General features: G+C 69.8%; 14 protein-coding genes. 9 read left to right on the top strand and 5 right to left on the bottom strand.

What is annotated here, in order from left to right; translation table 11 throughout:
* The first annotated feature begins 537 nt into the window (after nt 1-537).
* The 5 genes from ABD481_RS12530 to ABD481_RS12510 all read left to right on the top strand — a co-directional run bounded on the left by ABD481_RS12530 (nt 538) and on the right by ABD481_RS12510 (nt 5,953).
* Nucleotides 538-1,251: a carbohydrate ABC transporter permease gene (locus tag ABD481_RS12530; RefSeq protein WP_344665779.1), complete on the top strand. Its 714-nt coding sequence runs from the start codon at nt 538-540 to the stop codon at nt 1,249-1,251.
* Nucleotides 1,248-2,078 carry a carbohydrate ABC transporter permease gene (locus ABD481_RS12525; protein ID WP_344665778.1) on the top strand — a complete coding sequence of 277 codons (831 nt, stop codon included), beginning with the start codon at nt 1,248-1,250 and terminating at the stop codon, nt 2,076-2,078. The genes ABD481_RS12530 and ABD481_RS12525 overlap by 4 nt, the downstream gene beginning before the upstream one ends.
* A gap of 96 nt (nt 2,079-2,174) precedes the next feature.
* The gene (locus ABD481_RS12520; RefSeq protein WP_344665777.1) at nt 2,175-3,623 is read left to right on the top strand and encodes an ABC transporter substrate-binding protein; all 1,449 of its coding nucleotides are present in this window, start codon (nt 2,175-2,177) and stop codon (nt 3,621-3,623) included.
* A gap of 126 nt (nt 3,624-3,749) precedes the next feature.
* Nucleotides 3,750-4,964: a cytochrome c oxidase assembly protein gene (locus ABD481_RS12515; protein WP_344665776.1), complete on the top strand. Its 1,215-nt coding sequence runs from the start codon at nt 3,750-3,752 to the stop codon at nt 4,962-4,964.
* A gap of 173 nt (nt 4,965-5,137) precedes the next feature.
* On the top strand, nt 5,138-5,953 hold the full coding sequence (locus ABD481_RS12510) for an Ig-like domain-containing protein (protein WP_344665775.1): 816 nt from the start codon (nt 5,138-5,140) through the stop codon (nt 5,951-5,953).
* 348 nt (nt 5,954-6,301) lie between these two features.
* Here ABD481_RS12510 and ABD481_RS12505 read toward each other — a convergent pair whose 3' ends face one another.
* Both ABD481_RS12505 and ABD481_RS12500 read right to left on the bottom strand, forming a co-directional pair.
* Nucleotides 6,302-7,042 (bottom strand): MBL fold metallo-hydrolase, encoded by a 741-nt coding sequence (locus ABD481_RS12505; RefSeq protein ID WP_344665774.1) that lies wholly within the window; start codon nt 7,040-7,042, stop codon nt 6,302-6,304.
* Nucleotides 7,043-7,118: 76 nt separating this feature from the next.
* Complete coding sequence (locus ABD481_RS12500; protein WP_344665773.1) at nt 7,119-7,451, bottom strand: YnfA family protein; 333 nt, start codon at nt 7,449-7,451, stop codon at nt 7,119-7,121.
* A gap of 550 nt (nt 7,452-8,001) precedes the next feature.
* On the opposite strand from ABD481_RS12500, the gene ABD481_RS12495 reads away from it, so the two are divergent.
* Complete coding sequence (locus ABD481_RS12495) at nt 8,002-9,921, top strand: YibE/F family protein (RefSeq protein WP_344665772.1); 1,920 nt, start codon at nt 8,002-8,004, stop codon at nt 9,919-9,921.
* A gap of 87 nt (nt 9,922-10,008) precedes the next feature.
* Here the strand turns inward: ABD481_RS12495 and ABD481_RS12490 are convergent, their stop codons facing one another.
* Together ABD481_RS12490 and ABD481_RS12485 are read right to left on the bottom strand one after the other, a co-directional pair.
* A complete protein-coding gene (locus ABD481_RS12490; RefSeq protein WP_344665771.1) occupies nt 10,009-11,445 on the bottom strand; it encodes a GuaB1 family IMP dehydrogenase-related protein in 1,437 nt (478 codons plus the stop codon).
* A gap of 212 nt (nt 11,446-11,657) precedes the next feature.
* Nucleotides 11,658-12,509 (bottom strand): L,D-transpeptidase, encoded by an 852-nt coding sequence (locus tag ABD481_RS12485; RefSeq protein ID WP_344665770.1) that lies wholly within the window; start codon nt 12,507-12,509, stop codon nt 11,658-11,660.
* A 243-nt stretch (nt 12,510-12,752) separates the two neighbouring features.
* Here ABD481_RS12485 and ABD481_RS12480 point away from each other — a divergent pair, with 243 nt between their 5' ends.
* Nucleotides 12,753-14,465 carry a GMC oxidoreductase gene (locus tag ABD481_RS12480; protein ID WP_344665769.1) on the top strand — a complete coding sequence of 571 codons (1,713 nt, stop codon included), beginning with the start codon at nt 12,753-12,755 and terminating at the stop codon, nt 14,463-14,465.
* A gap of 78 nt (nt 14,466-14,543) precedes the next feature.
* A complete protein-coding gene (locus tag ABD481_RS12475; RefSeq protein WP_344665768.1) occupies nt 14,544-15,746 on the top strand; it encodes a glycosyltransferase 87 family protein in 1,203 nt (400 codons plus the stop codon).
* Here the strand turns inward: ABD481_RS12475 and ABD481_RS12470 are convergent.
* Nucleotides 15,668-16,330: an acyltransferase gene (locus tag ABD481_RS12470; RefSeq protein ID WP_344665767.1), complete on the bottom strand. Its 663-nt coding sequence runs from the start codon at nt 16,328-16,330 to the stop codon at nt 15,668-15,670. The genes ABD481_RS12475 and ABD481_RS12470 overlap by 79 nt on opposite strands.
* A gap of 184 nt (nt 16,331-16,514) precedes the next feature.
* Here ABD481_RS12470 and ABD481_RS12465 point away from each other — a divergent pair, with 184 nt between their 5' ends.
* Nucleotides 16,515-17,276 carry an MgtC/SapB family protein gene (locus tag ABD481_RS12465; protein WP_344665766.1) on the top strand — a complete coding sequence of 254 codons (762 nt, stop codon included), beginning with the start codon at nt 16,515-16,517 and terminating at the stop codon, nt 17,274-17,276.
* Nucleotides 17,277-17,361 lie beyond the last annotated feature (85 nt).

The following is a 17,361-nucleotide window of genomic DNA, read 5'->3' as shown; positions in this document are numbered from 1 at the left end:
AGCCAGTCCGGGACGCCGGAAGCCGACCGCGCCGTAGTGATCGGGCCGCCTGACGCGCACCCACCGTCTCTGTTTCTTAGGATGCCCTATTCAGACTTCGAATACACGGCCGGGTTGTAGCGAAGGAACCTTCGCACTCTGTCTCGCCCCCCGTAACTTGTCGACTGGGGTACGTCCGCGCGTTACCGTTCGTTTCGGGTCCGCCGCCAAGCTGATCGGTGTCGCGGGGCGTTGCGGGCTGTCGACAGTTCCCGCATCTGGGCATGGTGTCTAAGGGGTTTGGGATTGGCTGCGCTAGACGGGGCGTTGGAAAGTACCGACGCTGTTGCTGATACCACGTCAAGGGGAGCGCGGAGGCGGCGCTCGCCACTGCTATCCCGAGATCACGGCCTGGCCTGGCTGTTCCTGCTGCCGTCACTGGTCGTCTTCGCGATGTTCATCCTGTATCCGCTGATCGAATCGTTCGTGCTCAGCACGCACGGGTCGGATATTTTCGGGAACTCGTCGCGCTATGTAGGGTTCAAACACTTCAGTGAGATGTTCGACGACCCGGACTTCTACACGATCCTGAGCACCACCGCGCTGTTCACCTTGCTCACTGTCATCCCGGGGGTACTGGGAGCGCTGGCGCTGGTGCTGCTGATGGAGTCGCGCATCCGAGGCATCCGGATCTTCCGCAGCGCGTTCGCCCTGCCGTTCGCCTTCTCCGCCGCGAGCGCGTCGGTCATCTTCGCGGTGATCTACAACCCGGTCGTCGGTATCGCCAACGGGATGCTGGGCCATTTCGGCGCGCAGCCGGTGGGATGGCTGACGGATCCCAAGTGGGTGCTGCTGTCGGTGGCGGCGGTACAGATCTGGCTCACCCTGGGCTACAACGTGCTGGTGCTGTCGGCCGGTGTGGCCGCGATCCCGGCCGACATCGTAGAGGCCGCGCGGTTGGACGGAGCGACCGGTTGGCGGCTGCACCGGTCGATCATGGTGCCGCTGCTGTCGCCGCAACTGTTCTTCCTCACAGTGGTCTCCACCATCAACTCGCTCCAGGCGTTCACCGCCATCCGGGTCCTGGCCCCGGAGGGCGGGCCCGGGGGCAAGGCGATGACGCTGGTCTACGCGATCTACAACAAGGGCTTTGAGAACGGGAACAGCGATCTGGGCGCGGCAAGCGCTTATGCGATCGTGCTCTTGTTCATCGTGCTGATACTCACCGCGATCCAGTTCGGGGTCCTGGAGCGGAAGGTGTTCTACCGATGAGCGCGACCGTCCGGGACAGGGTCGCGAAGGCTCTGGTCTACCTGGTGCTGATCGCCGCCGCGCTGGCAGTGGTGTTCCCTGTGTATTACGCGCTGGCAGGTAGCGTCATGCCCACGCGTGACCTGACGAAGGCGCCGCCGGCTCTGGTGCCTTCCGGCCTGCATCCGGGCAACTTCGCAGATGTCTTCCGCGCCGTGCCGCTGGGCCACCAGTACCTAAACAGCGTGATCGTCTCCGGGGTCATCACGGTGGCGCAGGTGGTCACCTCGCTGCTGGCCGCGTATGCGTTCGTCTTCCTGCCGATGAAGTGGCGCGGCGCGGTGTTCGGGCTGTTCCTGGCCACGCTGATGATTCCGTGGGAAGCCATCATCATCCCGAACTACAAGACCATCGCGAACGCGCACCTGGCGAACACCTACTTCGCGCTGGTGCTGCCGTTCCTGGCCTCGGCGTTCGGGACGTTCATGCTGCGCCAGTCCTTCTTACAGTTCCCGATGGAGCTGCGGGACGCCGCGCGTATCGACGGATCGGGACATCTGCGGTTCCTGTGGCGGATCGTGGTGCCGGTCTCGCGGCCGACGATCGCGGCGATCGCTGTGTACTCGTTCCTGTCCGCGTGGAACCAGTACTTCTGGCCGCTGCTGGTCACCGACAAGCCGAAGATGCAGACGCTGCAACTCGGGATGTCGCAGCTGAACAACTCCGAGTCCGCAGACCCCCGGCTGATCCTGGCCGGCGTGGCGCTGTCCGTGCTGCCGACGCTGCTGCTGGTGGTCTTCGGGCAGAAGTTCATCGTCAAGGGCCTGACCAGTGGGGCGGTCAAGTAGGGCCGTCCCTTCGCATCCTCATCCCACCGCACCCTCGTCCCTTCGTGCCTTCACACCCTCGCACCACCCACCGCAATTCCCACGGGAGGAAACTCAATGAGGAGAACGCTCCACGGCCGACGCTCGGTACGGATAGCCGCCGGGCTGCTGGCCGCCGGCCTCGCGCTGAGCGCGTGCGGCTCGTCGTCGAAGGGCGGGTCCTCGGGCGGCTCGTCCGGCGGCTCGTCGGGCGGCTCGTCCGGCTCGGTGCCGGGCGCCGATGCGCTGGACAAAGCCTCCGGGGTGGTGAACCTGACCTTCTGGCACAGCATGAAGGACACCAACCAGAAGGCGGTCACCGCGATCGTCGACGCCTTCAACACCAAGTACCAGGGCAAGATCCACGTCACGGACACCTACCAGGGCAGCTACGACGACGCGATCGCCAAGTACAAGACCGCGGTGAGCTCCCACACCACGCCGTCGCTGATGCAGGTCTACGACGTCGGCACCCGGTTCATGGTGGACTCCAAACAGACCATCCCGGTCGCCGACCTGGCGTCCAAGGACGGCTACGCGCTCGGCGACCTGCAGCCGAACATCGTGAACTACTACTCGGTGGGCGGCAAGCTGCAGTCGATGCCGTTCAACTCCTCGATGCCGCTGCTGTACATCAACGTCGAGGCGTTCAAGAAGGCCGGGCTGGACCCGGCGAATCCGCCGAAGACCCTGGACGAGCTGGCCGACGCCGCGAAGAAGCTGACGGTCAAGGACGCCAACGGCACCACCACGCAGTACGGCTTCGGCGCGGCCGACTACGGCTGGTTCGTGGAGCAGCTCACTGCCGAGTCCGGCGCGCTCTACTGCGACAACGACAACGGCCGGACCGCGCGCGCGACCAAGCTGAACCTGGACTCCGGGGCGCCGCTGACCTACACCAAGTGGTGGTCCGACCTGGTCAAGGGCGGCTACGCCTCGAACACCGGACGCCCGACCGCCGACGCCCAGGCGGCGTTCAAGGCCGGCAAGGTGGCGATGAACCTGGAGTCCACCGGCGTGCTCGGCGGGTATGTGGACGCCGGCACCAAGGCCGCCGCGCCGTTCACGGTGGCGACCGCGGCGTTCCCGAAGGTCACGGCCGCCGACAGCGGCGGCCCGGTGATCGGCGGCGCCTCGCTGTGGATCGACCGGGCCGGGCACTCCGACGCCGAGGTCCGCGCGGCCTGGGAGTTCGCGAAGTTCGCCGCGTCGGCGCCGCAGCAGGCCGCCTGGCACCAGGCGACCGGGTACTTCCCGGTGAGCGTGGCCGCGCTCCAGGACCCGACCGACGTCGCCTACCGGCAAAAGCACCCGCAGTTCCAGACCGCGATCGACGAGCTGACCGCCACCAAGCCGAGCACCGCGACCGCGGGCTGCCTGCTGGGCGTGATGCCGCAGGCGCGCGCCGACCTGGAGCAGGCGATGCTGAACGTGGCGACCACGGGGACGACGGCGGAGGCGGCGCTGGCGGACGCGTCGACGAAGATCGCGAAGCTGATCAGCGACTACAACTCGGCCGTCGGGTGACGACTCGGGAGTGACCGGCGGGCACCTGCCCGCTGATCGGGGGAAGCGCAGTCATAAGATGGCTGCGCTTTCTTCCATTTCGGGCGGAACCGCCACGCACGACGACATGAGCAGGGGCCAGGACCCATGGTGACGCCAGCCTTGACCACGGTGCCGATGCCCGCTCCGCTCACCGGTTCGGCCGTGGCCACGGAGTGGCGGTGGAACCCGTATGTGCTCGCGGCGCTGGTGCTGATCGCCGGTCTGTACGTGGCCGGGACGATGCGGGTGCGGCGGCGCGGGGAGTCCTGGCCGGTGCACCGGACCGTGGTGTTCGGGCTGGGGCTGGCGCTGTTCGGGTGGACGACCATGTCGTTCCTCGGGGTGTACCAGCAGGTTCTGTTCTGGCCGCGCGCGGTGCAGATCATCACGCTGCTCATGGTGGTGCCGTTGTTCCTGGCGCTCGGAGCGCCAGTGCTGCTGGCGGTCGAGGGCGGGCCGCGGTGGCTGGCGGTGGCGATCCGGCGGGTGCTCGCGACCCGGGTCGCGGTGCTGGTGACCTTCCCGGCTGTGGTGTCGCTGGTGTTCCTGATGACGCCGTTCACGGTGTACTTCACCCCGGTGTACGAAGACACGTTGCGCTCGCGCGGGGCGGGGTGGGTGCTGAGCTTCGCGCTGACGGGTCTGGGGTTCTTCTACTACTGGACGCGGCTGCGGCTGGATCCGGTGCCGAAGGAGTATCCGCATCTGGTCTCGGTGTGGATCACGTTCGCGGAGGCGATCGCCGACGGGGCGCTGGGGCTGACGCTGATGATGGGGCACCACCTGGTCGCCGGGGACTGGTACACGGCGCTGGACCGGAGTTGGGGGCCGACACCGAAGCAGGACCAGGTGTGGGGCGGCGGGGCGCTGTGGCTGCTCGGGGACTTGGCCGGGGTGCCGTTCATCGGGGCGCTGTGGCGGCGGATGTTCAACGAGGACCGGGTGCGGGCGACCGAGGTGGACGCGGAACTGGACGCTTTGGAGGCGGCGGGCGGGAGTTCGGGTGCGGGATCCGGGGTGGCATCGGGCTCGGGCTCGGGTTCGGGTTCTCGCTCCGGCTCCGGCTCCGGCTCCGATTCCGACTTCGGCTCGGACCTCGGCTCTGGCTTCGCCTCTGGCCTGGGCTCGGACGCTGACTCCGGCTCGAACGCCGGCTCCAGCTCGGTGGTTCTGGACGCGCAGGACCGGGTGTCTATTTCTCATACTTCTTCATCCGGTGCTTCCGCATCATCCCCCGACGAGGAGGCAAAGCGCTCCCGTCCCTGGTGGGAGACCGATCCGGTGCTCGGCCGCCGCTACGGATTCCAGGAAGACGACTGACAAGTCGCGCCTACACTCACCCATTCGGACCCGTCCGTTTAGACGATGTTGATCTACGCATGATGGGGGATGTCCGCTTTGGTGCGATCCGGGAAAGTTGTGCCTATCGCCGGGACCGTAGCGACAGCCAGTCGCCGGCCCGGACGGTCAAGCACCACTGGAGGACAGCCACCATGAACGTTCGCAGCATCCTGATGACCCCACCGGCCCGCCGGTGCTCGGCGGCGGCGGTCGCGACGACGACGGCCGCCCTGCTGCTGACCCCGGCGACGGCGTTCGCGAGCGGCCACCCGGCCGGTCCGGGACGCCCGGCGAGCACCGGGCACGTCGGCACCGGCCACGCCGGGACCGGGCACGCCGGGACCGGGCACGTCGGCACTGGTCACGGCACCGGAAGCCACGGCGGCGGTCACAAGCACGACAAGAAGACGGGCAAGAGCACCGGCCACAACGGCCACAAGAAGGGCCACGCCACCGGACACACGACCGGGCATCCGACCGGTTCGAACAGCGCCGCCGGGAGCCACCGGACGCCGGGCGGCGTGCACCACGCGGCCGCCGACCCGGGCTCCATGTCCGGCTCCGCCAGTACCTCCGCGAGCAGCGCTGACGGCGGCGCCAAGAGCCCCAAGTCGGGAAGCTCGACCACCTCCACGGCGCCCAAGTCCGGCTCGAAGAAGGCCCCGGAATCCGGCCCCATGGCGACGGTGATCAAGCTGTCGCTGTCGAAGAAGCTGCTTTCCACCCGGCCCCTGACGATGTCGGCCCGGGTCTCTCTCGCCCACCGGACCGTGGGCGCCCCGCGCGAGACCGGGACGGTGGTCTTCAGCGTCGACGGCTCCTCGTCCGGCCCCGTCGCCGTGACCAACAACCGCGCCTCGGCCAAGGTCAAGCTGTCGCCCGGGAGGCACACGGCGGTCGCCAAGTACTCCGGCGACTCGGCCCACTCCCCCAGCGACTCCGGCCCGATGAGCTTCACCGTGGACTAGGGCCGTAGTAGGCAACGATCGCCGTGTGGTTCGCGAGGCGCCGGTCGAGATGTGTTCTTGGCCGGCGTGCTCGGGCCAGACTGTTCGGCTCGCCCTTCACTGCCACCGCTCGACAACCAAACCCGGCACCGCTGCCCGCACGAGAGCGAAGACCTCGTCGACTGAACCGCCTGTCAGATCACCCGGACCGCAGTGCCGGCCACGACTTGCGATGCTCCGCATACCGGCGAGTGTCCCAGCCCCCGCTCCCCTACGGTCCCGCGTCGCGGGCGGCCGGTCACACCGGTCAGCCGACTGCCCGCACCGCTGGAACCGTTCCTCGTACTGCGCGTTGGCCTACACCGCGGCCTACGCCTCAAGGGTCAGGCCACTGGTGGCGACGTACGTACGGCCGTCGTACGCGTCACTCGCGGCGTCGACATGCTCATCAGGATCAGTGCCGGGATGGAGGTGGGTGAGTACGAGGCGGCCGACGGCGGCCTTCGCCGCTTGGCGGGCGGCGTCCCGGGCGGTGCAGAGCTGCCCGGTGGAGTCGGCGGGTGTCTCGGTGGCGTAGCTGGCCTCGGCGATGAGGATGTCCGTGCCCTGAGCCAGTGCCACCAGGTCCGGGGTCGGGCCGCCGTCACCGGTGTAGACGAGGGAGGCGGTGCCGGTGTCCAGGCGCAGGGCAGCGTTGGGAAGCCAATGCGGAAGGAGAGTGGTACGCACGTCGAAGGGACCGATGGCGAACGCGTCGCCGGGGTCGAAGTGATGGGAGACGAGCGCCGCGTCGAGCATGCCGGGCCGGTCCAGGGCCAGGACCGCGTCCAAGGCGCGGTGAGGAGCGTAGACCGGCAGCGGCGCCGGGTCCGCGCCGCCCAGGGCCCGGGCCCGGAGCAGGGGATTGAGATCCGAACAGTGGTCGGCGTGACCGTGGCTGATGTACACCGCGTCCAGGTCCTCGACCGCCATCAGCGCCATCAACTGCGGGAGCACCGCATAACCGGCGTCGACGAGAAGGGAGAAGCCGTCGTGCTCCACCAGGAACCCGCTGCAGGGTTCCGCAGCAGTGGGAAACGCCCCGCTGCCGCCCAACACCGTAACGCGCATGGGTCGATCATGCCCCGGCGGCGCCTCCTCGCGCGACGCCCCGTTCACGATGGATTTGGATACAGCGGCCGAAGTCTCACCGGCGCGGTGCGTACATGATCACCGCCATGCCGACCAGGCACACGGCGGCACCGATGATGTCGAACCGGTCCGGGCGGTACCCGTCGGCAAGGAACGCCCACACCAGCGACCCGGCGACGAAGACCCCGCCGTAGGCCGCCAGGACACGGCCGAAGTCGCCAGACGGCTGGAGCGTGGCGACGAACCCGTACAGGGCCAGGCTCAGCGCCCCGCACGCCGTCCAGGACCAGCCCCGATGCTCGCGTACGCCCTGCCAGATCAGCCAGGCTCCGCCGATCTCCAGGACGGCCGCGAGGAGGAACAGGGCCACGGATCGTGCGACCACCACCGACGTCGACCTCCTGGCTGTCCGCTGTCAGTTGTCCTGTTGTCCGTTGCCCGAGCTGGCCCGGCGCTTCCGCAGAGGCAGGAGGGCGGCTGGAGCTGCGGGTGTCGGCACGACTGCGCGGCAAGCATAGATCGTCGCGTCCCGCGAAGTCGGACACCAAGGCAATGAACAATGACAAAGCACTCAAATCATCCACGGGAGGCATCACGACGGGATCCACCACCTACACCAGTCAAGAATCCGCAAAGATGTTCACTCCGCACGGCGCCGTTCTGAAGTTCAGCCGCTATCGTGTGGCCGCAGTCCGGGCCCACGCACGTCAGCGCGGACCGCACGCGCCCCAGCAACACCGACCCACGGAGTGCCGATGGCCGCAAGCAGCCGACGATCGAGGTCTGGGCGAGCGAGCAGCGCCGGCGGGCGCGGGTCGGGGCGCGGGTCCGGCCAGGGACGCGACCACGGGCACAGCCATGGACACAGCCACGGGCACGGGCCGGCCACTCCCGCCTCGCCTCGGCTGCGCACCCTGATCACCGCATTGTTGTTGCCGGTGGCGGCAGCCGCGGTGGCCGGGTTGGCGCTGCTGTGGCCGCCGAGCGCGAAGTCCGATCTGCTGCCGCAGCAGACATGGGTGCAGGGCACGGTCACCGCCTCGAAGCTGGTCTCGGGAGCGGCCGGGGCCCCGGGCGACCAGACCACCGGGCAGGCCGGTGGCGTGACCACGCCCGGCGGTCAGGGCGGCGCCGACAACCAGCTGACCATCGCGATCACCAACGGTCCGACCAAGGGCGCATCGGTCGTGCTGACGGTCGGGGTGGATCCCACGGTTCCCAAGTACTCCGTCGGCGACGATGTGGTGCTGACCTATAGCAAGACCGCGCCGGCCGAGTCGCAGTACGCCCTCAAGGATTTCCAGCGCGGACCGCCGTTGATGAGCCTGGCGATCGCGTTCGCGTTGTTCGTCCTGGTCGTCGGGCGGTGGCGCGGGGCCGGGGCCATCGCGGCGTTGGCGGTGTCGTTCGCCGTGCTGGTGAAGTTCACGCTGCCCGCCATCGTGGCCGGGGAGAACTCGATCGAGGTCGCGGCGGTGACCGCCGGGATCATCCTGTTCGCGGCCCTGTACGCGACGCACGGCATCTCGGTCCGGACCTCGGTGGCCGTACTCGGCACCGCGATCAGCCTGGTGCTGATCGGAGCGTTGGGACAGGTCGGCACCAAGCTCTCGCACCTGTCAGGGCTCGGGGACGACAACGCGGCGACCGTTGCCGGCTACTTCCACAACGTCGATGTCCAGGGCCTGCTGCTGGCGGGCATCATCATCGGCGCGCTGGGGGTCCTCAACGACGTCACGGCCACGCAGGTGTCATCGGTGTGGGAGCTGAAGGCCGCCGACCCGTCGCTGGGGGCCACCGAGCTGTTCCGGGCCGGGATGCGCATCGGGCGTGACCACATCGGCTCGACGGTCAACACCCTCGTGCTGGCCTATGCGGGCGGCAGTCTGCCGCTGTTCGTGCTGATGACCACCTCCGGCCAGGGATGGTCGAGCGCGGCGGGCGCCGAAGTGGTGGCTGAGGAGATCGTGCGCACCCTCGTCGGCTCGATCGGGCTGGCCGCCGCGGTGCCGATCACCACGGCGCTCGCCGCCTTCTTCGCGGCGGGTGAGGGCGACGGGAATGGCCGGGGCTCGCAGCTGTCGTACTCCGATCTGCGGGAGCGTCGCGGTCGGCGCAGCGTGAGCGACGACATCAGCGATGACGCTCCTGTCACCGACGACACGCTCGCCGGCGCGCGCCTGGGCCGGAGCAGCGGTGCCGGTGCCGGCAGGTCCGCCGGGCGCAACGGAGCAGTGCCGCGGATGCCGGAGAGTCGGCGCAGTGGCGAATGGAACCTGGATGGCACGCGCGCCGGCCGCATAGGGGCCAGCGCCGGGGCCGGCACTGCGGCCGGTCCAAGTACCGGAGCCGGTACCGGTGCCGGAGGCGGATTGGGCACCGGAGGCGGGTACGGTAGCGGAGTCGGTCAGGCCAGCGGAGTCGGTCAGGCCAGCGGGGTAGTAGGTCACGGCAGCGGCGTTAGCCATGACGGTGGCGTTGGTTATGGCAGCGGAGGTGGCCATGACGGCGGAGCTGGTCAGGGCGGCGGCGTTGCTTACGGCAGCGGAGTCGGTCAGGGCAGCGGCGCTGGTTATGGGAACGGCGTTGGTCATGACGGCGGCGCTGGTTATGGCAACGGAGTCGGCTACGGCACCGAAGCCGGTTATGGCAGCGGAGTTGATCGGGGCAGTGGAGTCGGTTCCGACACTGGCGACTACCGTGACCTGCGCCGCGCGGCGCCGCGTCCGATGCCTTATCCCGCTCCCCCGCCACAGCGCCATGCGCGGCCGTCGGCGGATCCCTATGGGCAGGATCCATACAGCCAGGACCCTTACGGTTCCTCCGACCCGTTCGAGAACCCGCAGTACTACCAATAGCGACTACCGATAGCAGCTACCAATAGCGAGCTCAGTGGGCGAAGGCGCGGGAGCATCTCCCGCGCCTTCGGCGTATCACTTGCTGGCTTACCAGCTGCTGTGCAGCGGCTTGCCCTCCGCGTAACCGGCGGCGCTCTGCACGCCGACCACGGCCCGCTCGTGGAACTGCTCCAGGGTGTTCGCTCCTGCGTAGGTGCATGAGCTGCGGACGCCCGCGGTGATGGCGTCTATCAGGTCTTCGACGCCGGGGCGTTCGCGGTCCAGGTACATCCGGGAGCTGGAGATTCCTTCCTCGAAGAGGGCCTTGCGGGCTCGGTCGAAGGCGGAGTCCTCGGCGGTGCGGAGCTTCACGGCGCGGGCCGAGGCCATGCCGAAGTTCTCTTTGTACAGTCGGCCGTCGCCGTCGCGGACTGCGTCGCCGGGGGATTCGTAGGTGCCGGCGAACCAGGAGCCGATCATTACGTTCGAGGCGCCGGCGGCGAGGGCGAGGGCTACGTCGCGGGGGTGGCGGACGCCGCCGTCGGCCCAGATGTGCTTGCCGTGGCGGCGGGCTTCGGCGGCGCATTCGTGGACGGCGGAGAATTGGGGGCGGCCTACGCCGGTCATCATGCGGGTGGTGCACATGGCGCCGGGGCCGACGCCGACCTTCACGATGTCCGCGCCGGCCTCGATCAGGTCGCGGGTGCCCTCGGGGGAGACCACGTTGCCCGCCACCAGGGGCACGGTGGGGCTGAGGGCGCGGACGGCGGCCAGGGCCTCGAACATCTTGTCCTGGTGGCCGTGGGCGGTGTCGATGACCAGGACGTCGGCGCCGGCGGCGAGGAGTTCCTTGGCGCGGGCGGCGACGTCGCCGTTGATGCCGATGGCGGCGCCGACGCGGAGGCGGCCGTCGGTGTCGAGGGCCGGCTTGTAGAGCGCGGAGCGCAGCGCGCCCTTGCGGGTCCACAGGCCGGTGAGCTTGCCCGCGGTGTCGACCACGGGGGCCAGGCGGTGGCGGCCGTCGAGGGCGTCGAAAGCCTCCTTGGCGCCGGTGCCGTCGGGGATGGTCAGCAGGTCCCGGGACATCACGTCGGCCAGGCTGGTGAAGCGGTCGACGCCGGCGCAGTCGGCCTCGGTGACGATGCCGACCGGCTGGTCGTCGCCGTCCACCACGACCAGGGCGCCGTGCGCGCGCTTGGGCAGCAGCGCCAGCGCCTCGCCGACGGTGCTGTGCGGGCCGAGCTTGATCGCGGTGTCGTGGACCGGGCTGCGGCCCTTGACCCAGCCGATCACGCCGGCGACCACGTCGAGGGGGATGTCCTGGGGGATCACGGCGATGCCGCCGCGGCGGGCCACGGTCTCGGCCATGCGGCGGCCGGCGACGGCGGTCATGTTGGCGACGACCAGCGGGATCGTGGTTCCGGTCCCGTCGGCCGTGCTGAGGTCCACCGCGAGGCGGGAGCCCACCTGGGAGCGGGAAGGGACCATGAAGACGTCGTCGTACGTCAAGTCGTACGGCGGGGAGTACTCATTCAGAAAGCGCACGTAGCAAGATTGTATCAAAACGGGCACGAGCGCCTCCCCGGCCGAGGAGAGGGGGGTCTCCGGCCGACGGGAGGCGCTCGGCGAGGGCGATCCGTGGGCGCCCGGTGCACTCCGCGCTCGTGACACCGGGCAGTGCGCCGGTCGGCGCACCGATCGAACGCACCGGTCAGCACACCGGCGGGCAGATCGGCGCACACCGACCAACTCACCGGTCAGTAGACCACCACGGTGTCCCCGACCCGGGTGTCCGCGAACAGCCGCTCGACGGCGGCCCGGTCGCGGACGTTGACGCAGCCGTGCGAGTGGTGCGCGTAGCCGTAGGTCGCGAAGTCGATGGAGAAGTGCACAGCCTCGCCGCCGCTGAAGAACATCGCGTCGGGCATCGGCGTGTGGTAGATCGTCGAGACGCAGTCCTTCATCTTCATGTAGATGTCGAACTTGCCCTTGCGGGTCGGGTTGTTCTCGTCGCCGAAGCGCACGTCCATGCCGTACTGCGGCTTGCCGTCGACCACCCACAGCAGGGTGCGGGTGCTCATGTCGATGCACACCACGCGGCCGGTCATGCAGCGCGAGTCCAGCGCGCCCGGCGTGTTGTGGCCGAGGGGCACGCCGGCCAGCCAGCCGGTCCCGCCGCTCGGCTTGGGCGAACTCGGCGCGCTCGGCTTCGAGGTCGGCGCCGAGGTGGACGGCTTCGGCTTGGGAGTAGTGCTCTTTGACGTCGACGGTGTCGAGGGCGCCGACGAGGTCGACGACCGAGCACTGCTGCTCGGGCTCGCCGGCGTCTTGCTGGTCACCGCTGACGTCGGCGTCGGAGTCGGAGTCGGCGTGCTCGGCGCGCTCGACGAGGAGCTCGACGTCGCCGAGCTCGTAGACGCGTCCGGCGAGGACGAGGACGACGACGCCGTGGAGGTCGCGGTCCCGACCCCGGCGGCGGCCTGCTCGACCGAGTCCGTCTTCTTGGCGGAGTCCGAACCCGAACTCGCCCCGCAACCGGCCAGGCCGATCGCCACCACACCGGCCACCGCGGCCAGCACACCGCCCTTGCCCGCCCCTGAAGTCCTCATGCCCCTAACGACGCCCGAACCCGTAAGTGCGTTGCGTCGGAACGGCCACGAAAACCGACTCGTTACAGAAGACATCGTCCGGCACCCCACGGACCGGGATCCGGCTAGGTCGCCGACCCCGTCACCATCAACTTTACCGCCGGGGGACCCGTGCGGCCCGCCGATCAGGACCGGCTTACCAGTCGGTAACAACTGGCCGCCAACTACTGGAATCACTGTAAAATAACGGCTACTCTACGCGCCATGAGCGCTGCGCTGGACTACGACGTGCTGGTCATCGGCTCGGGCTTCGGCGGTTCGGTGACCGCGCTGCGGCTCACCGAGAAGGGCTACCGGGTCGGGGTGCTGGAGGCCGGGCGGCGATTCGCCGACGGCGACTTCCCGAAGACCTCCTGGCGGCTGCGCTCGTTCCTGTGGGCGCCGAGGCTGGGTTGCAAGGGCATCCAGCGCATCCACCGGCTCAAGGACGTCGTGGTGCTGGCCGGCGCCGGGGTCGGCGGCGGGTCGCTGGTGTACGCGAACACCCTCTACGAGCCGCTGGACCCGTTCTACGACGACCCGCACTGGCGGGACGTGGCCGACTGGCGCGGCGAACTCGCTCCGTTCTACGACCAGGCCAAGCGGATGCTCGGCGTGGTGCAGAACCCCACGATGACGCCGGCCGACGTCCAGATGAAGGCGGTCGCCGAGGAGATGGGCGTCGGGGACACCTTCCACCTGACGCCGGTCGGGGTCTTCTTCGGCGGCGACGGCGACCAGCCCGGCACACCGGTGGCGGACCCGTTCTTCGGCGGCGCCGGGCCGCTGCGGAACCCCTGCCTGCAATGCGGAGCCTGCATGACCGGCTGCCGCCACAACGCCAAGAACACGCTGGTGAAGAACTACCTCTACCTGGCCGAGAAGCTCGGCGCCGAGGTGCAGCCGCTGACCACCGTCGAGAACGTGCGCCCGCGGCCGGACGGCGGCTATCAAGTCACGGTGGCGCGCACCGGCAAGTGGTTCGCCAAGGGCCGTCGCACGGTCACCGCCGAGCACGTGGTCTTCAGCGCCGGCGCGCTCGGCACGCAACGGCTGCTGCACAAGCTCGCCGCCGACGGCTCGCTGCCCGGCCTCTCGCCGCGCCTGGGCGAGCTGACCCGGACCAATTCCGAGTCGCTGCTCGGCGCCATGGCCAAGAAGCCGCGGCAGTACGACTTCACCGAGGGCGTCGCCATCACCTCCTCGTTCCACCCGGACGAGCACACCCACATCGAGCCCGTCCGCTACGGCCGAGGCAGCGGCGCCATGGGCCTGCTGAAGACCGGGCTGACCGACGGCGAGGGCCGCGTGCCGCGCTGGATCAAACTGCTCGGCATCGGCGTGAAGCACCCGACCTGGGTCCCGCGCATGCTGCCCAGCCGCCGCTTCGCCGAGCGGTCGATCATCCTGCTGGTGATGCAGGCGCTGGACAATTCGCTGACCGTGTACCGCAAGCGCGGCCTGTTCCGGAAGGGCAAGCTCACCACCCGCCAAGGCCACGGTCTGCCCAACCCGACCTGGATCCCGGCCGGCAACGAGGCGGTGGAACGCACCGCGGCCCGGATCAACGGCATTCCCGGCGGCACGGTCGGCGACCTGTTCAACATCCCGATGACCGCGCACATCATCGGCGGCTGCGTCATCGGCCGGGATCGCGACCACGGCGTGGTGGACCCGTACCACCGGGTGTTCGGGCACCCCGGCCTGCACGTGGCGGACGGCTCGACGGTCTCGGCCAACCTCGGCGTGAACCCGTCGCTGACCATCACGGCGATGGCCGAGCGGGCAGCGGCGTTCTGGCCGAACAAGGGCGAGGCCGACACGCGGCCGGCGCTCGGGGAGCCGTACAAGAAGATCGCGTATGTGCGGCCGCAGAGTCCGGCGGTGCCGGAGGCGGCTCCCGGCGCGCTGCGGCTGCCGATCGTGGAGATCCGGTAGGGGGCACGGATGGCGGCCAGCAGCGTTCCAGCAGCGCCGGGCGCAGAGCAGCCGCAGTCGATCCCGTAAGGTCTCCCCGTGGCCGCCCTCCCCGACCGACGACGACTCACCGTCCTGCTCGCCGTCTTCGCCGCGCTGAGCCTGGCCGGCTATCTCGCGGTGCGCGCGCTGGCGCATCCGACGATGATCGACATGGTCGTCTACCGCGCCGAGGGCCAGGCCGTGCTGCACGGCCGCGATCTCTACGGCGACGGCGTCCACATCCCCACTGCCGGCGGCAATGTTCTGCCCGCGACCTATCCGCCGTTCGCCGCGCTGCTGTTCGCTGCGATCAGCTGGGTCCCTGTCGGGCTGCTGAAGGTCCTCGTCACCGCCGCTAACATCGTGTTGCTCGGGGTGGTGGTGCACCTGGCGGCGCGGCTCGTCGGCGGGTGGATCGACCGGCCCGCGTTCGCCGAGCGGTGGGCGCTGGTGGCGGCGATCGCGGCTGCCGGGCTCTGGTTCGAGCCGGTGTGGACGACGCTGCGCTACGGCCAGATCAACCTCGCGCTGTGCGCGTTGATCCTGTTCGACCTCACCAGGCCGGCGGGCAGTCGGTGGCCTCGGGGTCTCGGCATCGGCCTGGCGACCGGCATCAAGCTGACGCCCGGCGTCTTCATCGTGTGGTTCCTGCTGTCCGGCAAGCGGCGGGAGGCGGCGACCGCCGCTCTCGGCGCGATCGGCACCATGATCCTCGGCTTCGTGCTGCTCCCCCACGCCTCGGTGAAGTTCTGGCTGCACAAGGTCTTCGAGACCGACGCCGTCGGCAAGACCTACATCACCGACAACCAATCGCTGTCCGGGATGATCGCGCGGATCGCGCACATCGACGACCCCAAGGCGCTGTGGGCCGTCGCCGCGCTGGTCGTGGCCGCGGCCGGGTTGTGGGTCGCGGCGCGCAACGCCCGGCGCGGGGACGACGCGCTCGGCGCCCTCACCTGCGCCGTCACCGGGCTGCTGGTCTCGCCGATCAGCTGGTCCCATCACTGGGTGTGGGCGGTGCCGGTGGCGATGCTGCTGGCCGTGCGGGTGCCGAGGGCCGCTGTGGCGTGGTGCGCTGCGTGGTGCGCGGTCTTCCTGTCGTTCCTGATCTGGGCCGTGCCGCACAAGGTCGTCGGGCCCTCCCCGGCGCTGAACCCGGTGCAGATGGCGCTGAGCTCGCTCTATCCGTTGGCCGGGCTGGCGTTCGTGGCCTGGGCCTGGAGGGAGTCGACGCGGGCCCAGCCGGTCTCGGCGGCGTAGCGGCGCAGCATCCGGGCCGGGACGCCGCCGACGACGCAGTGGTCCGGGAACTCGCCGCGGACTACCGAGCCGGCCGCCACCACCACGTTGCGGCCCAGGACCGTGCCGGGCAGGACCACCGCGTTGGCGCCGATCCAGCAGCCGGGGCCGATGCGGACCGGGGCCTCGCTCGGCCACTGCTTGCCGATCGGGACGTCGGGGTCGTCGTAGCCGTGGTTCTGGTCGGTGATGTAGACGTTGGGCCCGGTGTAGACGTCGTCGCCGATGTCGATGGAGCGGTGGCCTACCACGTGGCTGCCGCGGCCCAGCACCACGCCGTCGCCGATCCGGACCAGCGGCGAGGGCCCCAGGTCCAGGCCCGGGACGAAGCCGGCGGAGATGGTGACGTTGGCGCCGATGAGCACGTGCGCCCCGACCGCGATGTAGCGCTCGCCGAAGACGGTGCCCGGCGGGAAGGCCATCGTCGACCCCTCGCCGAACGCCGCGAACCGGCGCGCGGCCGCCGAGCCGGCGTGCATCTTCCCGGCCTTGCTCAGCCAGCCCCACAAGCCGGCGGCGAGCCGGTTGCCCAGAGCTGTCACCATGGCCGATACGGTACCGCCTCGGCCGATCCGTCCCGAGGAGGCCCTTCCGGAGCGGCGCGTGCGTAACCGTTCCGTCACAAGCACGACACGGTGAACACTCTGCTACCGAGCCACCGCGCAATGCCTCTAAGGTTCCGTTGGATCGGCATCAGGACACGCCGACACAGCCGGGGAGGGCTACAAGATGCACGCAGTGGGGGCGGTGCTGCTGGCTGCCGCACAGCAGTCCGAGAACATCAAGATCCCGACGCACTGGGATGCCGTCGGCCGGATCGCGCTGGCCTGGGTGCTGACCTTCGCGCTGGGCTTCGAGCGGCAGCTGCGCGGCGCGATGGCCGGCGACCGGACGTTCTCCCTGCTGGGCGCGGCCACCGCGCTGATCGGCGTGCTGGCGGGCAACGGCGCCAGCACCATCCTGGCCGGCGCGGTCACCGGCATCGGCTTCATCGGCGGCGGCCTGTGCTTCCGGCAGACCGTCGAGGACCACGAGGTGCTGCACGGCATCACCACCGCGGCCAGCATCTTCGCCTGCGCCGCGATCGGCGCGGCCTGCGGGCTGGGGCTGATCAAGGAGTCCATCGCCGCGACCGTGGCGACGCTGCTGACCCTGGAGCTGCGCCACATCCCGGTGCTGCGCATCCTGGACGCCCGGCGCTGGACCGGTCTGCTGCTGCTGGACGACCACATCCACGAGCACTTCTTCCGCAAGACCCACACCGAGGCCGAGGTCGCCGCCTACGACGCCGAGCGGGTCGCCGGGCGCGAAGCCGCCGAGGCCCGCGTGGCGACCGCGGCGACCGCGGACACCGACGCGGTGGTGCTGATCAACCCGGTGATCGCGGCGCAGCAGGCGGCCGCGGCGAGCGCCGCGACGGTCGAGCCGGTGACTGTCGACGCGGTTCCGGACGACGCCGCGGGACTGGATGCGGCGCCGGCAAAGCAGTGAGGTGCTGAGAGTGCCTTCAACCCTCGCCCGGGACACGCCACGGACAGGAACAGTCACGCCCAGGACAAGAACAACGGGAGGGACG

Origin of the sequence: Catenulispora yoronensis (genome assembly GCF_039531695.1) — a bacterium.
In the GTDB taxonomy this organism is placed as follows: Bacteria; Actinomycetota; Actinomycetes; order Streptomycetales; family Catenulisporaceae; genus Catenulispora; species Catenulispora yoronensis.
This window is presented reverse-complemented; position numbering and strand designations above follow the sequence as displayed.

Excerpts from the sequence above, each read along its gene's own strand:
- ABD481_RS12465 (WP_344665766.1), top strand. The coding sequence starts at position 16,515 with ATGCACGCAGTGGGGGCGGTGCTGCTGGCTGCCGCACAGCAGTCCGAG.
- ABD481_RS12515 (WP_344665776.1), top strand. The coding sequence starts at position 3,750 with ATGGTGACGCCAGCCTTGACCACGGTGCCGATGCCCGCTCCGCTCACC.
- ABD481_RS12520 (WP_344665777.1), top strand. The coding sequence starts at position 2,175 with ATGAGGAGAACGCTCCACGGCCGACGCTCGGTACGGATAGCCGCCGGG.
- ABD481_RS12510 (WP_344665775.1), top strand. The coding sequence starts at position 5,138 with ATGAACGTTCGCAGCATCCTGATGACCCCACCGGCCCGCCGGTGCTCG.
- ABD481_RS12530 (WP_344665779.1), top strand. The coding sequence starts at position 538 with ATGTTCGACGACCCGGACTTCTACACGATCCTGAGCACCACCGCGCTG.
- ABD481_RS12505 (WP_344665774.1), bottom strand. The coding sequence starts at position 7,042 with ATGCGCGTTACGGTGTTGGGCGGCAGCGGGGCGTTTCCCACTGCTGCG.
- ABD481_RS12485 (WP_344665770.1), bottom strand. The coding sequence starts at position 12,509 with ATGAGGACTTCAGGGGCGGGCAAGGGCGGTGTGCTGGCCGCGGTGGCC.
- ABD481_RS12525 (WP_344665778.1), top strand. The coding sequence starts at position 1,248 with ATGAGCGCGACCGTCCGGGACAGGGTCGCGAAGGCTCTGGTCTACCTG.
- ABD481_RS12470 (WP_344665767.1), bottom strand. The coding sequence starts at position 16,330 with ATGGTGACAGCTCTGGGCAACCGGCTCGCCGCCGGCTTGTGGGGCTGG.
- ABD481_RS12480 (WP_344665769.1), top strand. The coding sequence starts at position 12,753 with ATGAGCGCTGCGCTGGACTACGACGTGCTGGTCATCGGCTCGGGCTTC.